This is a genomic window from Pseudomonas sp. A34-9 (assembly GCF_029543085.1).
Classification (GTDB): Bacteria; Pseudomonadota; Gammaproteobacteria; order Pseudomonadales; family Pseudomonadaceae; genus Aquipseudomonas.
The window spans coordinates 3337496-3355270 of sequence record NZ_CP119967.1; the positions used below are offsets into that span (position 1 = coordinate 3337496).

Genomic DNA, 17775 nt, shown 5'->3' on the forward strand with positions numbered 1-17775 from the left:
TTTGCGCTGTCAGCCCAGCATCTCGCGCAGGCGATACCAGAACATCCCCAAGGCCAGCAGCGGCGAGCGCAGGGCGGGCCCGCCGGGGAAGGTCATGTGCGGCACGCCGCTGAACACGTCCATGCCTTGGCTGTGACCGGCATGAATCGCCTCGCCGAGCAGTTTCGCGCACCAGTGCGTGACGTTCAGGCCATGGCCGGAGTAGCCCTGCGCATAGAACACGTTCGGATGTTGCTTGAGGCGACCGACCTGCGGAAAACGGTTGGCGGTGATGCCGATCTTGCCGCCCCATTGGTAGTCGATGCGCACGTCGGCCAGTTGCGGGAACACCTTTAGCATTTTCGGGCGCATGTACGCAGCGATGTCCGCCGGATCGCGCCCGGAATAGTGGCAGGCACCGCCGAACAACAAGCGCCGGTCCGCCGAGAGCCGGTAGTAATCGAGGCCGACTTTCTGGTCGCACACCGCAAGGTTCTGCGGGATCAGTTGCGCGGCGCGTTCCTCGGACAATGGCTCAGTGGCGATGATATAGCTGCCGGCCGGCAGCACCTTGCCACTGAGTTGTTGTTCGAGTTCGTCCAGATGCGCATTGCAGCCGAGCACCAGACTGCCGGCGCGCACCGTGCCGTGGGCGCAGCGCACTTGCACCGTCGCGCCGTGGATGATTTCCAGCACTGCGCTCTGCTCGAAAATCTTCACGCCGAGCGCCGCCGCCAGTCGCGCTTCGCCTTGCACCAGATCGAGCGGGTGCAGGTGACCGGAGCCCATGTCCACCAGCCCACCGGCATAAATGTCGGAATTCACCACTTGCTGGCGGATCTGCTCCGGGCCGATCAAGCGGGTTTCATGGGCATAGCCGAGTTCGGCGAGGTCGACCAATTCATCCTTGAACGCAGCGTACTGCGCCGGGGTGTTGGCCAGGTCGCAGAAGCCCCAGCGCAGATCACATTCGATGCCGTTGTCGCCGATGCGCTGACGCACCAGGTCCACCGAATCGATGCCGGCGCGCTGCAAATAGCGCACGCCTTCCTGACCGACATATTTGGCGAAGCCTTCAACCTCATGACCGATCCCGCGAATCAACTGGCCGCCATTGCGCCCACTGGCGCCCCAGCCAATACGCCGGGCTTCGATCAACACCACCGACAACCCGCGCTGAGCGAGTTCGATGGCAGTGTTGACCCCGGTGAACCCGCCGCCGATCACGCAGACATCGGCCGTCAGGTCACCGTCCAGGACCGAATAAGGTGTGGTCGCCCGAGCCGAAGCGGCGTAATAGGAGCGGGCGTGTTCCTGGGTGTACTGATTCATTTGTTCGACTTCACTTTGCTCCAGGACCGGGTCATCAGACGCATGATCGCTTGAGGCGGGGTGGTAGAGATGTAGAGCTTGTCGAGGACTTCTTGCGGCGGATACACCTCAGGATTGTTGACCAGCTGCGGATCCATGTATTGCTTGGCCGCCGGGTTCGGGTTGGCGTAACCGACCGAGGCGCTGACCTTGGCGATCACTTGCGGATCGAGCAGGTAATTGATGAACGCATGGGCTTCCTTGACGTTGCTGGCGTCGGCCGGGATGGCCAGCAGGTCGAACCAGAGGTTGGCGCCTTCTTTGGGAATGGCGTAGGCGATGTTCACGCCGTTCTTGGCTTCCTTGGCGCGGTTGGCGGCCTGAAATACGTCGCCGGAATAACCGAAGGCCACGCAGATGTCACCGTTGGCCAGATCGGACACGTATTTCGAGGAGTGGAAATAGGTGATGTACGGACGGATGCTCAGCAGTTTTGCTTCAGCCTTTTTAAAGTCTTCCGGATTTTCGCTGCGCGGATCCATGCCCATGTAATTGAGCACGGCCGGGAACACTTCGTCGGCCGAGTCCATCATCGACACACCGCACTGGGTAAGTTTCTTCAGGTTCTCGGGTTCGAACAGCACGGCCCAGGAATCGATGTGGTCGATGCCCAGCACCTGCTTGACCTTGTCGACGTTGTAGCCGATGCCGTTGGTGCCCCACAGGTAGGGCACCGAGTGCTGGTTGCCCGGATCGTTTTTCTCCAGCAGCTCAAGCAGTTTCGGGTCGAGGTTCTTGAAGTTCGGCAGTTGCGAACGGTCAAGTTTGAGGAACGCGCCGGCCTTCACCTGACGGGCAAGAAAGTGGTTGGACGGCACCACCACGTCGTAACCGGTGCGACCGGCGAGAAGTTTGCCTTCGAGGGTTTCGTTGGAGTCGAAAACGTCGTAGATCACCTTGATCCCGGTTTTGGCCTGGAAGTCGGCGAGGGTGGTTTCGCCGATGTAGTCGGTCCAGTTGTAGACGCTGACTTGTGGCTGGGCCAGTGCGGCGGTGCTGCACAACAGCGCCAGTGCGGCGGGAACCATGGATTTCAATAGACGCATTTCGACACCTCTTAAATTATTGGATTTTTCAGGTGGTTCGCTAATCCCTTGTGGGAGCGAGCCTGCTCGCGAAGGCGTCGGCACAGTCACCATTGATGTTGCCTGACCCACCGCTTTCGCGAGCAGGCTCGCTCCCACAGGGATTTGTGCAGATTTGGATTAGACGCTCAGCATCAGGAACTCACGCTCCCACGAGCTGATCACGCGCTTGAAGTTTTCATGCTCGGCACGCTTCACCGCGACATAGCCACGGACGAATTTGTCGCCGAGGTATTGCGCAACGGCCTCGCACTCTTCCATCTGCGTCAGCGCTTCTTCGATGGTGATCGGCAAACGCAGGTTGCGACGCTCGTAAGCGCGGCCCTGGACCGCAGCGCTCGGCTCGATGCCTTCGACCATGCCGATGTAACCACAGAGCAGGCTCGCGGCAATCGCCAGGTACGGGTTGGCATCGGCGCCCGGCAAGCGGTTTTCCACGCGCATGGCTTCGGGACTTGAGGTCGGCACACGCAAACCCACGGTGCGGTTTTCTTCGCCCCATTCGACGTTGACCGGCGCCGAAGTGTCCGGCAGGAAGCGGCGGAACGAGTTGACGTTCGGCGCGAACATCGGCAGCACTTTCGGGATGTACTTCTGCAAACCGCCGATGTAATGCAGGAACAGTTCGCTCATCTGCCCGTCAGCGTTGGCGAAGATCGGCTTGCCGGTAGCGATGTCCACCACGCTCTGGTGAATGTGCATGGCGCTGCCCGGCTCATCGCCGATTGGCTTGGCCATAAAGGTCGCGGCGACGTTGTGCTTGAGTGCGGCCTCACGCATGGTGCGTTTGAACACGGTGATCTGGTCGGCCAGATCCAGTGCGTCGCCGTGACGGAAGTTGATTTCCATCTGCGCCGGACCGTCTTCGTGGATCAGCGTGTCGAGGTCCAGACCTTGCAGTTCGCACCAGTCGTAAACGTCTTCGAACAGTGGATCGAATTCGTTGGCGGCATCGATGGAGAACGACTGACGACCGCTTTCAGCACGGCCCGAGCGGCCCAGCGGCGCTTTGAGTGGCAAGTCCGGGTCTTCGCAGCGTTGGGTCAGGTAGAACTCCATTTCTGGCGCCACAATCGGCTTCCAGCCTTTGTCGGTGTACAGCTGCAAGACTTTTTTCAGCACGTTGCGCGGCGACAGTTCGATCGGGTTGCCGAACTTGTCGAAGGTGTCGTGGATGACGATGGCGGTCGGTTCGATCGCCCATGGAATCACGTAGACCGCGTCAGCCACTGGCTTGCAGACCATGTCGATGTCGGCTGGATCGAGCAGGTCGTAGTAGATGTCGTCGTCGACAAAATCCCCGGTTACCGTTTGCAGCAGCACACTTTCCGGCAGGCGCATGCCTCGCTCATGCAGGAACTTGTTGGTCGGTGCGATCTTGCCGCGGGCAATGCCGGTCAGGTCGCTGACCACACATTCGACTTCGGTAATCTTGTGATCTTTCAGCCACGTGAACAGCTGATCGAAAGGGGCATTCATAGAGACCTCGTTATTGGTTTTATAGACGCCGGGGAGGGCGGGTTTCATCTTCCGCCCCTTCCCCTGTGGCGCGTTGACGACTATCTTGGGCGAGCCTTGCAGTTCCATCTATCCACTTTAAGCAGCACCAAAGCGCACCAAAAGAGTGCGCAAGGTCACCCCATGACAACGTGCAATTCGCTCCAGGTTCAAGCGTTCAACACCGCCGATGTGGCCGAGCAAGTCCGCGCCACACCGGGCTGGGTCCAGCATTACCAACAGATGTCGCCGGGCCATTTCGCCGGGCAGATCCGCTATCTGGATCTGCAGGGTGTCGAGGTCTATGAAGAGCAGATGAACACCCGCGTCGAGCAAAATTTCAGCGCGCCGTCCGGTGCCCTAGCGTTCTGTTTTGATCGCAGCGACAACGCGCTGTACCTGCTCAATGAAGAGAGCCGCAACATCTGGATCACTCCGGAGAACTATCAGGAAATCGCCGTGGTGTTCGGTCCGGAGTTTGTCCGTCAGCACGGTCTGAATGTGGCGAAACTCGAAGGGTTGTTCATGACGCAACTCAATTGCGGGCAGAACGCCTTATTCAGTCGCTGGTTAAGCTCGACTCTTACGAAGTTGTCGCAAGCTGTTGATCCTCTTGATAAAGATTCGCTGACCCAGCAGCTGCTGGAAGACTGCCTGTTCATTCTCGACAACGCTCACACCAGCCTCGATCGCGGAGGCTTACAACGGCGCAGCGAAGAACGGATGATCATGAAACGGGTAGGGGAGTGGGCGGCGGATTCGCCGGAAGACACCGTCAATCTGCTCGAGTTGGCACACGTAGCGGGAGTGCCGTTGCGCCAATTGCAGCAGGCATTCAAGGCCTACACCGGAATGACACCCAGTCACTGGCTGCGCCTGCGCCGGTTGAACAGCGCACACCGCGAATTGCTCAAGCGCCGGCCCACGGAAACCACCGTCGCCGAGGTGGCGATGCACTGGTCGTTCTGGCATCTGGGGCGGTTTTCCAACAGTTATCGGGCGCTGTTCAAAGAGTTGCCGAGCGAGACCTTGAAGCGCTCATGAAAGGCGTGGCGGTTAAAAAGGCTTTGTGTCGTCGCTCAAGTTAAATAGAATCACTCTCATTTGAAACTGACTTCGCGCAGGACTCTTGAGATGACTGAAGCAGCGACGCCATCGCCGCAGCACCTGCACGAACTGTATCGCGATCACCGAGGCTGGCTGGAAACCTGGTTGCGGCGGCGCATGGGCAACGCGTGGGATGCGGCTGACCTGAGTCAGGACACCTTCTTGCGCGTACTGTGCAGCGCGCAACCGATCGCCGAGATGCGCGAGCCGCGCGCGTACTTGCTGACCGTGGGCAAACGCCTGCTGAGCAACTTCTACACCCGCCGCAGTCTGGAAAAAGCCTACCTCGAAGCCCTCGCGCAATTGCCCGAGGAGTGCGTGCCTTCGCCTGAACAGCGCTGGTTGCTGCTGGAAACCCTGCAAGCGCTGGACGAGTTGCTTGATGGTTTGCCCCGAGCAGTGCGCCGGGCGTTTTTATGGAGTCAGCTTGAAGGCCTTGGTTACCGCGAAATCGCCGAGCGCTTGCAAGTCTCAGAACGCACAATAAAACGTTATATGGCGCAGGCTTACGAGCATTGCTTGATGTTGGATCTAGCATGAACGTCGCGCCCGACGCAGAAGTGCGCGAAGTGGCACGCGCCGCCGCGCAATGGCTTGCGCTGCTTGAATCGGGCGATGCCACGGATGATGATCACGCGCGGCTGCAGCACTGGCGTAACAGTGACAGCCGTCACGAGAACGCCTGGCAGAAAATTCAACTGCTGCGCCAACGCTTTTCCGACGTTCCAGCCGCGCTGGCCATGGCCACGCTGGATCGTCCCGATCTGGCACGGCGCGCCGCACTGAAACGTGCACTCGGTTTGGCCGCACTGGTGCCAGCAGCGTGGCTGATCAGTCGACAATTGCCGATGGATGCATGGCGTGCTGACCTGCAGACCAGCACCGGGGAGCGCCAGCGTTTGCCGTTGGCCGATGGCAGTTCGTTGCAACTCAACACCGCCAGCGCGGTGAATGTCGATCTGCCGGCACGGCAATTGACGCTGATACGTGGCGAGATAGCGCTGAACGTTCCGGGCCGTTCGGCGCTGACGATCAACGCGCCTTACGGGCGAATCATCGTCAGTCGCAGCGAGGTGTGCGTGCGTCTCAATGAGCGTGACTGCAATGTTTCGGTCGTCAGCGGCACGGTGCAGTTGCAGCCGTTGCACGGGCCAGCATTGGTATTGAATCAAGGACAGCAAGTCAGCCTGCAAGCGTCTGGCGCAGGTTTCGTCAAAGCATTCGATGCGTTGATGCCGGGCTGGCGCGACGGTGTGTTGATGGCGCAGAACCAGGCGCTGGGGGACTTCTTGCGCGAGTTGAGTCGCTACCGTTCGGGACTGTTGCGCTGGGATCCGGCCCTGGAAGCGCTGCGCATCACCGGCAGTTTCCGCCTCGACAATACCGATCAAATCCTCGCACTGCTCGCGGCGAGCCTGCCGATAGACGTTCATACGCGAACGCGGTTCTGGGTGTCTCTCACGCCTCGAAACATTCTTCCCTCAGAAAAAACTGGCTGAAGCCTGTCCCTTTTTTTCGCCTCGCTGGTCATTCCAGGCAAGTGAACAAAATCGAGAGCTTCTTCCAATGCCCGCAGTATTCCCAAGTCGTTTGCGTCCGTTGTTGCAGTTGAGCCTCCTGTTGAGCCTGAGTGCCAGCCCTGTGTTGATCCCGTCCAGTTGGGCCGAAGACGCCCGGCGCAGTTATCAGGTGCCGGCCGGCAGCCTCAGTGCCGCATTGACACGATTCGCCGGATTGGCCGGGGTCAACCTTTCGGTCGATCCGGCGCTGGTCAGCGGGCGCAACAGTCATGGTTTGTCCGGCGAGTTTGGTGTGGAGGAGGGGTTTGCCCGGTTGTTGCTGGGTTCTGGCTTGCAACTGCAACCGCTGGGTGAGCACGCTTACACCTTGGTGCCGGCAGCGCAGGCCGGCAGCCTGCAACTGGCGCCGACTTCGATTCTGGGCGCCAGCGATTCGACAGGCGCCGATGTATTTGCCGGAGGACAGGTGGCCCGTCGCGGCTCACAGGGTTTGCTAGGGTCGAAAGACTTCATGGAAACGCCGTTCAGCATGACCACCTACACCAGCGAAGCCGTGAAAAACCAACAGGCACGCACGCTGGGTGATCTGATTGCCAGCGACCCGTCGGTGCGCGCGACCAACCCGGCCGGTGGACGTTACGAGCAGTTCACTATCCGTGGTTTCAGTCTGTTCAACAGTGATGTGGCTTATAACGGCCTCTATGGGGTTCTGCCGACTTACACGATCGACATGGAAATGGCCGATCGCGTCGACATTCTCAAAGGCCCGAGCCAGCTCATCAACGGGATCTCGCCGCGGGGCAGTGTAGGCGGGGGCATCAACGTGGTGCCCAAGCGCGCTGGCGACCAGCCGATCACTTCGCTGACAGCCAGTTACGCTTCCAATAATCAGGTCGGCGGTGCCGTGGACGTTGGCCGCCGTTTCGGCGAGGACAACCAGTTCGGCCTGCGTTTCAACGGCGTGAAGCAATCCGGTGACACCGAGTGGGATCACCAGAGCGTCGACCGCGACATGGCGGTGCTGGGCCTGGATTTTCGCGGTGAGCGCCTGCGGCTTTCGACCGATATTGGCCACACCGAGCGCGCTACCGACGCACCGCAGGAGCGCGTGCAAGTCGCTGCCAATGCCAGCGTCCCGAACGCCAATGACGTGCGCGATAACTATGCGCAACCGTGGAGCCAGGCGCGGACTAAAGACACCTTCGGCACGGTTAACGCTGAGTTTGATGTCAGCGATTCGGTGATGGTGTACGGCGGTGTGGGTGCCCGCAAGAGCAATCACGACTTCCTTCGGCATGCGGTTTCCGTGACCAACGACGCCGGCGATTTCAGCGTGCAACCGCGCGATTTCACCCGTGATGAAAATGTCCGTACCGCCACGGCCGGTGTGCGCAACTGGTTCCACACGGGACCGGTGAGCCACGAAGTCAATCTGGCGGCCAGCTACTTTTATATGGATTTCGAGAATGGCGGTGCGCGTTATGCGGCCGGTCGCAGCAATCTGTATGACCCGGTGGAAACCGCGAAACCCGGCACGCCGACGCGCTACGACGCCAAGGTCTACACGGAAAACCGCTTCAGCGGCGTGGCGCTGTCCGACACGCTGGGCTTTTTCGATGATCGACTGTTGCTGACCCTCGGTGCCCGCTGGCAACGAGTGAAAGTCGATGACTGGAGCGATGACGTCAAAGGCGATACGGCTTACGACGAAGAAAAGGTCTCGCCATCGGGCGGGATTCTGTTCAAGGCTACGGACCGATTGTCGCTGTACGCCAACTACATGGAAGGCCTGAGTCAGGGCAAGATTGCGCCGTCGACATCGGTGAACGAGGATGAAATCTTCCCGCCGTTCATTAGCCGTCAGGTCGAGGTTGGGGCCAAGTACGACGCCGGCGCGTATGCGTTGACGGCAGCCGTATTCAAGATCAAGCAGCCAGCTTACGAGACCAACGCGACGACCCGTGTCTTCGGCCCGAACGGTAAGCGACAGAACGACGGCGTGGAGCTGAGCGTGTTCGGCGAACCGCTCAAAGGCTTGCGGCTGCTCGGTGGCGTGATGTACATCGACAGCGAGCTGACCCACACCACCAATGGCACGTTCGACGGTAATCGCGCGCCCGCAACGCCAAAATACAACGTCAATCTCGGCGCCGAGTGGGACGTGCCGACGGTGCAGGGGCTGACGTTGACCGGGCGGGGCATTTATTCCAGCTCGCAGTATCTGGATCAATCAAACGACAAGGAAATCGACTCTTGGGAGCGCTTCGACCTAGGGACGCGTTATGCCTTCAAAGTCGATGAGAAAACCGTCACCTTGCGCGCCAATGTCGAGAACGTGCTGGATAAACGCTACTGGAGTTCGGCAGGCGCTTCGGACGACAGTGAGCCGGGGTTGACGCTTTCGACACCACGAACTTATCTGCTTTCAGCGACAGTGGATTTCTGATTCGACTCGGCAAATTAAAAAGCAATCGGGAGCGCTATCAGCGAACTGAGATCACTCTCATAATCGTTGATGTGGAAGGTTTGCTACAAAACCGCGACAGCTGAAAAGCTGCCGCGGTTGCTATGCGCTTTAGCGGTTAGCGTCGTCGATCGTCATTGACGTGGACACCGGCTTCTTTCCTGCTGATTAGTGTTGCTCGGCCATCATCTCGGGATTTTTATGGCCCGTTAATACGCTCTTGTTCGATTGGTAATGAATGCCGCACGTGTATTCGATAAATGAATGATCGGTATTTTCATGCTGGGCAATGTTGTATTTCTGAAAAGGCAACATGGCTCTGCGCGTGGGTGACTGATCCAATATGTTCTTGAAGGTGGTATTTGAGTCGTCAGCAATCCAAAGGCGTCTTACTTTTCTTTTCATGGTGCCATCCACGAATTTATGGCGGGCATGCAGGACTCTCAGGTTGTCCATGACCAGAATGTCCCCCGGTTCAAGGCTGATATTGGTGATGTAGTTCTCGTTGGTGGAGTAGTGGTTCTGGATGTAGTTAAAGGCAGCATTGGCCCATTCAGGAATGAAGGCGGTGCTGTCATACCTGTAGCGGATTCTTAATGTGTCGGTAGTGACCTGTTCGAATACTGCGCAATCTATAGACAATAAATCGTCCCGGCAGTAGGCAACACTGCCGCGGGCCATCAATATCTTCAGTGTGTCAGCCTGATTGGCAAGCAGGTCATCGTAAATTTTCTGTCCATCCACCAGGAAGTTATCTCCGCCAAACTCAGGCTTGGAAATGCACTGGAGAATGACGAATTTAGGTGGGGTGATTTTTGTTGCCCGGCCATCAACATAAACCATCCCATTCAGAAAAGATCCGTCGGTATGCGGGAAAAAATCGCTCGACAGTTCACCGTGGTAATCGTCCTTGAAAGTTTGCCAGTCTTTGTTTATCGGCTCGCCACCGCCGACCACACCATGTTCATCCGATTTCGTATGGAATTGAATCAGTCCAAACTTACCCGCCGTCTCTCTAAAGGCTTCCACAGAGTGGTCTTGAGGCTTGATCACGCAATATCCATTTTCTTTAAGAAAAAAGGCGATTCCTTCGGTGTCAAAAAAATCAAATTTTTTGCTTGCAGTCATTTCACACTCCTTGTCTTGATGGGAAAGCTTTTACATGTCACTGAACAAAATGATCGAAGACCATTTTCAAACCAAAAAACGTCACCCCTGCTTTTAGAAGCATGGCGCCTACACGCTGCGATATACGGTCTCTGAGAAATCCACCCAAATACGATCCAAACGTGGATGCGGTAATCATGATGATGATGAGATTCGCGTAATCCATGAACGCAAAACCGGCAATAACGAAGGCCGCCACTTTCAAACCGTGGAGCACACTCATTTGCATGGCGTGGGTGACGATCACTTCATTCTTATTGATGTTCATCTTCATCAGGATCGGCTGTGATATCAGACCGGTCACTGCCACGAAGAGTGAAAGGAACGTTTGAAAGAAGCCCACGATTGCAAAGTTCTTAAATACAAACCCCAAGCGCGAGACGATCTTCGTCCAGGTAATGGCCAGAATAAAAAGGCCAAGGATCAGTGATAGATATTGCTCGGGGAATTTCCCGATAAAAAAATAACCTATGAAGGCACCGACAAGGCAGCCAATGACATATCTAGGCAGGATTTCTATTTTTGCACTCTTGTAATCAAAGGCAAATCTGCTGCCATTGCTGACCATTTGAATCAAACCGTGAACTGGCACTACCGCAGATATGGGGATGAATTGAGGCATCACTGCAAGCAATCCAATACCACCACCAACACCAATGGCGGCAGTCATGAATGACGTGATAAAACTGACGCCCACCAACATATACAAGCCATCAGAGATTCCGAGCATTATTAATTCCTGTCCAGTTTTTAAAGGTTAAACGTGCATCTTGATGCGGTGTTTTTTGCAAAGTCACTTATCCTTGCACAAGCATCTATAAGTGTTTCGAGACAATCAGGTGTCGCTTGATTGTCAGTCGTATATCTTTTTCAACACGACAAGATTTCCGCTCCTGTTTAAGGGGGCGCCGAGGCTGATGAACGAAGTCTGGTTGATGCGTGAGTAAGGGCTACAGTAATTCGTAACCCCTTTACTTTTCATGGCGGAAAGTCAGTGCGTTGTGCAAATGGCAGCATCGTTGCGCTGACTAATTTTCGGCCCGATGAACATCTCCCTCCTGAATATATTCAATCGTCCACCCAGCCACGTCCCGGCGAGTAAAGGCGGGCCATGTTGTCGATAAGACTCATTAATCTGTACGGGTAGTTATCGCCATTTAAATAAACCGAGAGACTGCCATGACTCACTTTCTTCGCCGGTCGCGGGTGGGGTAGAAACATTTATATGTTTCTACCGTCCGACACTGTCGTGGCAAGCCTTCTCAGACAAAACGCGACTTACTTCTCGGGCAGGGCCCAAGCAATGATGCTGTCACCCAACTTGGTTGGAATCCGATCATGACCGCCAACCACGGCCACGACGTACTGTCGGCCTTGGCTCATATAGGTCAAGGGTGAGGCCTGATTACCTGCAGGGAGGCGCTCTTCCCACAGCAATTCACCACTTTCGCTGTTGTAAGCGCGCATGAAACGATCGAGGGTGGCACCGATGAACGTCACGCCACCGGCTGTCGTCACGCCCGTTGCGTCACTCGGTGTACCGATTTCGAAGCGCATCCGGGAGGCGATTCCCCAAGGCCCGCTGTCATATCCGGTACCGAATGGTCGGCTCCAGACGACGTCGCGTGTGCGCAGATCGATGCCGGCAATGAAACCCCAGGGTGGCGCAATGCAAGGCTGGTCAAGGGAGGACATCCACGGATCCTTGATGGCGCCATAAGGCAGCCCGGCCTGGACGCGGAAGCCTTGGCTGTTGCCCGGCGATTCCTGGAACGACTTGGCATTGATGGCGTCGAGTTGTTCGCGAGGAACCAGTCCCTGCATATAAGGGAGACGCTGGTTATTGATGATGAGCAGGCCGCGCTTGAGATCGACCATCACACCTCCCCAGTTCAAGCCGCCGTGATGACCAGGGAAAATCAGGCTTTGCTGACCTACGACCGGCGGGGTGAAGATCCCTTCATAACGTGCCTGGAGAAATTCGAGGCGACATTGCATCTGATCAAAAGGGGTCAGGCCCCAGGCCTTGGCCTCGGTGAGTACTTCCGGGGTTTTCGATGGGCGCCCCATGGTGCTCGGCATATCCGGCGAAAGTGGCTGGGTGGCAGCGGTGTAGTCTCCGGGGGCGGTTCCCTGTGGCACAGGCGATTGCACGATATCCACCAGTGGCTCGCCGGTGGCGCGGTCAAGTACGAACAACTGGCCGGACTTGGTGGCTTGGATAACGGCCGGGCGCGACCCTGCGGCGGTTGGGAAATCAATCAGGCTGGGTTGTGGGCTCAGGTCGTAGTCCCATAGATCATGGTGAACGGTCTGGAAATGCCATTTGACCTTACCCGTCGCCGCATCCAGCGCAACCAGGGACGAACTGAACTTGTCCTCCTGTTCCGTGCGGGTACCGCCGTAGAAATCGCCAGCTGCGTTGCCGGTGGTGACATACACCAACCCGAGTTCATCGTCGGCGGAAAGCGGTGCCCAGGAGTTGGGCGTGCTGAGCGTGTAGGTTTCGTCGTGGCGAGCGGGGGTATTGGTGTCTGGGCGGCCCAGGTCCCAGGCCCATTTCTGTTTGCCGGTCACTGCATCGTAGGCGCGAACCACCCCCGAAGGCGCCGGGCGCACATCTGAGTCAAGGACTCGGCCTCCGGTGATGACGACCCCGCGAATGACGATGGGGGCGGAAGTGATACCCGTCGAGCCTTTTCTGAAGGTGCCTAACCCGTTTTTCAAATCCGCAAAACCTGCGTTGCCGAAGCCGGGGCACGCTTGGCCAGTCAGGGCGTCTACTGCGCCCAGGCGAATATCGTTGGTGCCCCAGATGATGCGCGAGGCACATAGGCCACTGGCATTGGGTACTTCGAAATAGGAGACGCCACGGCAGTACGCGCCGCCATTGGCGAAGTAGTCCGGGTCAACTTTGGAGTCGAACCGCCAGTTCTCCTTTCCGGTGGTGGCATCCAAAGAAATGATGATTTGCTTTGGCGTGCAGGTATAAAGCGAGTTACCGACCTTGATCGGAGTGGCCTCGTTCAAGTACTTGGTCTTTTCCCCGGCTTGCTTCACGTCGCCGTGGTGGTATTCCCAGACTTTCACCAGGCCCGGCACATTCGAAGGCGTGATTTGTGATGCGGCGGAATAGTGATTGCCCAAGTTGGAACCTGCATAGGCAGTCCAGTTGGTCTCGTTGTGTGACGCGGCAATATTGCCGTCCGGAGAAGTCACCGTACTGCGGCTGAAGGGTTGTCCAGTGCGTGTCGTGGCGAGCGTCGAGTCGGCAAGGTGAACGGTTGTCGGGAAGAACAGGGGGACCAGGATTGTTCCCCCCATGAGCAGCGGCAGCCCACCCATAATGATGAAGTAGTGACTTCGTTTGGCATTGGCGAAGTCCCGATTCACCAAAGGCCAGAACGCCAGAAACGGAATGCTCAGAACGGCCAGCCAGGCCAAGCGTGGAATGAAAGCCCAGCCGTCGTATCCAGACTCCCAGATCGCCCAGGCGTAGGTGGCGAGAGAGGCTGCGCCATAAAGGTAGAGGCCGAGGGAATGTTTCAGGCCGATGAGGATGGCCGAGAGCAACAGGGTGGTACCCATCATGGCGTAATAGGGCGATCCGCCCGCCGCCGCCAGGACACCGCCTTTGTAGGCCAGTGTCGCGCCAAGCAGGGCAACCAAAATGTTGTACGCCCCGAACAGAAGGTTGGAGACTCCCGCTCCTCTACCCAACGTCCCTTCGTTCATTGCAATCATCCTTGTGTGATTCGATATGGCTCCTTCCGAGCGGCGCGCATGATTGCTCATTATTGTAACGAAATACAATATCCGGCGAAAAAATTAACTATTCCGTACAGAGTGGATGGTTTTTGTATTTTGTGTTGAGGGGAGACAACCTGATAAGCTGCTTCGCGAATAGCTGGAGAGCACTCAGACGAGGCTTTGATCAGTACCAGGGAGTGGGTGACGCGCTCTATAGCCCTTCATCTTTTGGCATGACGCCCTGCCGGGTCTTGAGTCGGCCTACGTCGTCCAGATGTCTCCAGAGAAATTGCGCGGCTTCTTCACGCCGGTCAGACTCGATGAGGTCGAGCAAATGGATGTGTTCCTGGCATTGCGCCATAAGACGAGTGCGATCGACGTTGGCCTTGTAGCTCATGAAGCGTCTGAGCTGATTCTGCTGGCGTATGGCATCAATGAAAAAGACATTGCCGGAGCACTGCACGATCAGTTCGTGAAACTGGGCGCCCACCTCGAACAGTTGGGCCCGGGACAAGGTATGGATATCCCCGTCGAGCATGGCCAGTTGCTGTTGCCGGGCTTGGGCAAATGCGGCGTGATTGATTTGATAACCTGGCTCAAGCAGGGCGGCCGGTTCGATGGCCATCCGAAAACGGTAGCTTTGGATGTGTGCCTGGGCGTTATGCACGAAGTCTTTGAGACTCCAACCTTGCCCCGGCTTGCGCTCTACCATGGCTTCGCTGGCCAGCCTGTTCAGTACCTTGAGCAACTGTCCTCGGGGTACTTCGTAACGGCGCAGCAGTTGCGCTTCAAAAAAGTCGGCAGGTATTTCTCCGCCAAGAATGTCGTCGACCACACGGAGGTAAAACTCTTCGAAGGGATCGCTGGCGAGAGGGACTGCTGCCTCCTGAATCTGCCCTGCATCTTTTTTCAGGAAGTAGCCACGATTGGGTTCTTGGATGGCAAGGTCCCACTCAGCGAGCAAGGCAAAAGCGCGCCGGACAGGCGAACGCGACACCCCAAGCGCTTGCGCGAACGTCTGCTCGCGCAACGGCTCACCGGCTTTCATCGACCGGGCTCGCACCATGTCGATGACGCGTGGAGCCAACTGCAGGGCGAGGTCTTTCTTGATCACAGGCTCTATCTCGAATGGTTAACTTCAGTCCGTTCCCATTGGGGCAGAGGCCCCCATCGGACTGGAGTGGGAAAATACCACACGAGGAGGACAAGGGTATCTGCACAAAGAGCGCTGGCGGACTTGTCGAACAACCTTGTCGAGGCACATGAGCATGAAGGCTCCGCGCATTTTTCTGATCCACGCGACCGCACTGGCGATCGATCCCGTCACGGTAGCTTTTGCCCTTCAATGGCCGCAGGCACAGATCGTCAATCTGCTTGAAGACTCGTTATCCCGAGATCGAGTGGAGGAGGGGGGACTAACCTCGAGTATGAAGGCGCGCTTTCTGGCACTGTCCCATTACGCAGTACAAAGCGCCGCGGACGCCATTCTCTTCACTTGCTCGGCTTTTGGCGATGCCATAGACCTGTGCAAGCCTGAGATTGCCATTCCGGTACTCAAGCCGAACGAAGCCATGATCGACCTGGCGCTCACGCAAGCATCGCGTATTGCTGTGCTGGCGACGTTCGAGCCGACCATCCCCTCGATAATGGCCGAGTTCAAACAAGTGGCTGAGCGTCGTGGTCGCGTGCTGGAAGTGGTGCCGTATTTTGTTTCCGGTGCGATGCAGAGACTGAGCGAAGGCGACAAACAAGGTCACGATACCGCCATCGCAGACATGGCCGGTCGGGTCGAGGCCTGCGATCTGATCTGTTTCGCCCAGTTTTCGATGACGAGCGCCGCCGGGCTGACACAGGCTCGATCTGGTCTGCCCGTATTGACCACGCCCGACAGTGCAGTGCTGGAGTTGCGAAGGATGCTCCAGGCTAATGATTTCGTTTCTTCCCAGGATGGATGATTACCCAATGCTCAAGTTCAATGCTCATCTCGGCTTCCAATTCAATGAATTGCCTTTTCTGCAACGCATCGAAGCCGCTGCAGCCGCCGGTTTCCGGGCGGTGGAGTTCCCGTCGCCGTATGAATTCGACGCAAGTCTGCTTGCCGACCATTTAGCCCAACACCGTTTGCCGTTGATTCAGTTCGCCGCCCCGGCTGGCGTGACCAAAGGCATAGCCGCGTTACCGGGCGTGGAAGTGGAGTTTCGCGATGGGTTGCGTCAGGCCGCCCGCTACGCAAAGGCGTTGGCGTGTTCGGACGTCCACATCATGTCGGGCGTTACCACGCAGAATGACGCTGAGCGCATCTACGCAGGCAACCTGGAGTATGCGGTCAAATACTTCGAAGACCAGGGGCTGCGGCCGCTTATCGAAGTGATCAGCGCGGAGGCGATGCCGGGCTATTACATGTCTGACTTCAGCAAGGCGCAACAGATTCTGGAAACCTTCCCGAGTGTCGGGCTGATTCTTGATCTTTACCATGCCCAGCTTTTGACTGGAGACGCAGCCGCTGTGCTGGCGCGGTTTTATGACAGAACGGTGCATGTGCAAATTGCCGATTGCCCGGGTCGTCACGAGCCGGGAACGGGGAATATCGACTTTGCTGCGTTGTTCGCGGCGCTGGAGCAACGCGGCTACGCGGGATGGATCGGGTGTGAGTACCGTCCTTCTGGATCGACCGTTGCGAGTCTTGACTGGATCAAGCAGCTAAGGGCTTAGGCTCCAGATTCAACTTGGAGGCGCGCCTGCAAATCGCGATCGAGGCCGGTGAACTGGCCCGATAGCGATCTATCATCGTTGGCTGTGCTTGTGTCATCGCTGCTGCACAGCCTCTCGATTCGCGCGCGTGCAGGGAAATCCCGAAAAGAACTGACGGGGCTGGTGCGCAACGCTGTCAGCGTTATTTGCGCTTGAGCAAATTCGGGGCGTTGCAGCGCTGATGCAGTCGCGTCGCCCGCGGGGGCAGACCCGCTCCAAGCGTGCGTTTATCAAGCGGGCACAGATGCAACAACTCTTCTTCGACGATGCGATTGCTCAGGCCCAACTCCAGTTCCGGGCAATCGAGATCGAGCCAGTCACCGTGTTGCAGCGGCGGTTCGCTGTCAGGATGGCCCAGGCCATGAAACACGTAGTGGACCATGCCTGGCTGCAGGAACTGTTCGTGTTGTTCGAGGAATGCTTGGGTGTATTTGCGCAGTGAGTGCCATTCCTTCAGATCGATATCGTATTCGCGATAGGAGATTTGCCTGTCCTGACGCTCGATACGAGCGTTGATCGACAATCGACACTGCAACTCTCCAAGAATCATTGCCGGAGCCAGTGCGCATTCGCGAAGGCACGCTTGGTTGGCGTCCGGCGAGTCGAGGTTGCCGAGCAGTGGATCGTGCACTTCGTTACCGATGGTGAATCCGACAAAGTGCAGTTTGCCGAAGGAGTCGACCATATAAATGCAGACGATTCCCGGTTCACTGGCAATGCTCAGCGCCTGATAAGGGATGTTGAGCGCCTCGCCCTGCGTTTTGAGCAAACTGCCATTGCCTTTGTAACTCCACGCCTGCTTTTTCGACATCGTCAGGTTGACCGTGCTGACCTGGACGAGCAAATTATTGCCGGGTTTGAGTGGTGGCTGCAGGTCGATGTTCTGGGTGCTGTCACTGGCGGGCAGACGCTTGAGATGCTCGGCCCAGCCGCGATGCCAGCGACTGCAATACTGCAATGTTTCATACAGCCCGCCCTGTTCGGGAAACATGCGCAGGCTCTGGCCTGTCTGGAAGTCGAACACACCGATGCCTCGGTGTTCATGTTGGCAAAGGTCGAGCAACATCAAATAATATCCCATGAT

Annotated in this window: 14 protein-coding genes and 1 pseudogene; 7 read left to right on the top strand and 8 right to left on the bottom strand. The window is 57.2% G+C overall.

Going from position 1 to position 17775, the window contains the following annotated elements; genetic code table 11:
• Positions 1–9 precede the first annotated feature (9 nt).
• From P3G59_RS14800 to P3G59_RS14810, 3 genes are all read right to left on the bottom strand, one after another.
• A complete protein-coding gene (locus tag P3G59_RS14800; RefSeq protein WP_277757806.1) occupies positions 10–1311 on the bottom strand; it encodes an FAD-binding oxidoreductase in 1302 nt (433 codons plus the stop codon).
• Complete coding sequence (locus P3G59_RS14805; RefSeq protein ID WP_277757807.1) at positions 1308–2396, bottom strand: polyamine ABC transporter substrate-binding protein; 1089 nt, start codon at positions 2394–2396, stop codon at positions 1308–1310. Before P3G59_RS14805 ends, P3G59_RS14800 begins: the two co-directional genes overlap by 4 nt.
• A gap of 159 nt (positions 2397–2555) precedes the next feature.
• Positions 2556–3914 carry a glutamine synthetase family protein gene (locus P3G59_RS14810; RefSeq protein ID WP_277757808.1) on the bottom strand — a complete coding sequence of 453 codons (1359 nt, stop codon included), beginning with the start codon at positions 3912–3914 and terminating at the stop codon, positions 2556–2558.
• 162 nt (positions 3915–4076) lie between these two features.
• Here P3G59_RS14810 and P3G59_RS14815 point away from each other — a divergent pair, with 162 nt between their 5' ends.
• From P3G59_RS14815 to P3G59_RS14830, 4 genes are all read left to right on the top strand, one after another.
• Positions 4077–4976 (top strand): helix-turn-helix domain-containing protein, encoded by a 900-nt coding sequence (locus tag P3G59_RS14815; protein WP_277757809.1) that lies wholly within the window; start codon positions 4077–4079, stop codon positions 4974–4976.
• Between the two features lie 90 nt (positions 4977–5066).
• Positions 5067–5579, top strand: coding sequence for a sigma-70 family RNA polymerase sigma factor (locus P3G59_RS14820; RefSeq protein WP_277757810.1), 513 nt, complete (start codon positions 5067–5069; stop codon positions 5577–5579).
• A complete protein-coding gene (locus P3G59_RS14825; RefSeq protein WP_277757811.1) occupies positions 5576–6538 on the top strand; it encodes a FecR domain-containing protein in 963 nt (320 codons plus the stop codon). The genes P3G59_RS14820 and P3G59_RS14825 overlap by 4 nt, the downstream gene beginning before the upstream one ends.
• Before the next feature lie 67 nt (positions 6539–6605).
• Positions 6606–9005 carry a TonB-dependent siderophore receptor gene (locus P3G59_RS14830; RefSeq protein WP_277757812.1) on the top strand — a complete coding sequence of 800 codons (2400 nt, stop codon included), beginning with the start codon at positions 6606–6608 and terminating at the stop codon, positions 9003–9005.
• A gap of 186 nt (positions 9006–9191) precedes the next feature.
• On the opposite strand, the gene P3G59_RS14835 is transcribed toward P3G59_RS14830, so the two are convergent.
• The 4 genes from P3G59_RS14835 to P3G59_RS14850 form a co-directional block, all read right to left on the bottom strand.
• Positions 9192–10151, bottom strand: a complete 960-nt coding sequence (locus P3G59_RS14835; protein WP_277757813.1) for a TauD/TfdA family dioxygenase — start codon at positions 10149–10151, stop codon at positions 9192–9194.
• A 37-nt stretch (positions 10152–10188) separates the two neighbouring features.
• Entirely contained in the window at positions 10189–10920 is a 732-nt protein-coding gene (locus P3G59_RS14840) for a TSUP family transporter (protein WP_277757814.1), read from the bottom strand.
• 548 nt (positions 10921–11468) lie between these two features.
• Positions 11469–13925 (bottom strand): membrane-bound PQQ-dependent dehydrogenase, glucose/quinate/shikimate family, encoded by a 2457-nt coding sequence (locus tag P3G59_RS14845; protein WP_277757815.1) that lies wholly within the window; start codon positions 13923–13925, stop codon positions 11469–11471.
• A 226-nt stretch (positions 13926–14151) separates the two neighbouring features.
• Positions 14152–15054 carry a GntR family transcriptional regulator gene (locus P3G59_RS14850; RefSeq protein ID WP_277757816.1) on the bottom strand — a complete coding sequence of 301 codons (903 nt, stop codon included), beginning with the start codon at positions 15052–15054 and terminating at the stop codon, positions 14152–14154.
• Between the two features lie 154 nt (positions 15055–15208).
• Here P3G59_RS14850 and P3G59_RS14855 point away from each other — a divergent pair, with 154 nt between their 5' ends.
• The 3 genes and pseudogenes from P3G59_RS14855 to P3G59_RS14865 form a co-directional block, all read left to right on the top strand.
• A complete protein-coding gene (locus P3G59_RS14855; RefSeq protein WP_277757817.1) occupies positions 15209–15895 on the top strand; it encodes an arylsulfatase in 687 nt (228 codons plus the stop codon).
• A gap of 7 nt (positions 15896–15902) precedes the next feature.
• Positions 15903–16652 carry a TIM barrel protein gene (locus tag P3G59_RS14860; RefSeq protein ID WP_277757818.1) on the top strand — a complete coding sequence of 250 codons (750 nt, stop codon included), beginning with the start codon at positions 15903–15905 and terminating at the stop codon, positions 16650–16652.
• Between the two features lie 11 nt (positions 16653–16663).
• Positions 16664–16847: pseudogene (locus tag P3G59_RS14865) on the top strand (TetR/AcrR family transcriptional regulator); the annotation flags it as partial.
• Here the strand turns inward: P3G59_RS14865 and P3G59_RS14870 are convergent.
• The gene (locus P3G59_RS14870) at positions 16834–17772 is read right to left on the bottom strand and encodes a fumarylacetoacetate hydrolase (protein WP_277757819.1); all 939 of its coding nucleotides are present in this window, start codon (positions 17770–17772) and stop codon (positions 16834–16836) included. The pseudogene P3G59_RS14865 and the gene P3G59_RS14870 sit on opposite strands and share 14 nt — an antisense overlap.
• Between the last annotated feature and the right edge of the window lie 3 nt (positions 17773–17775).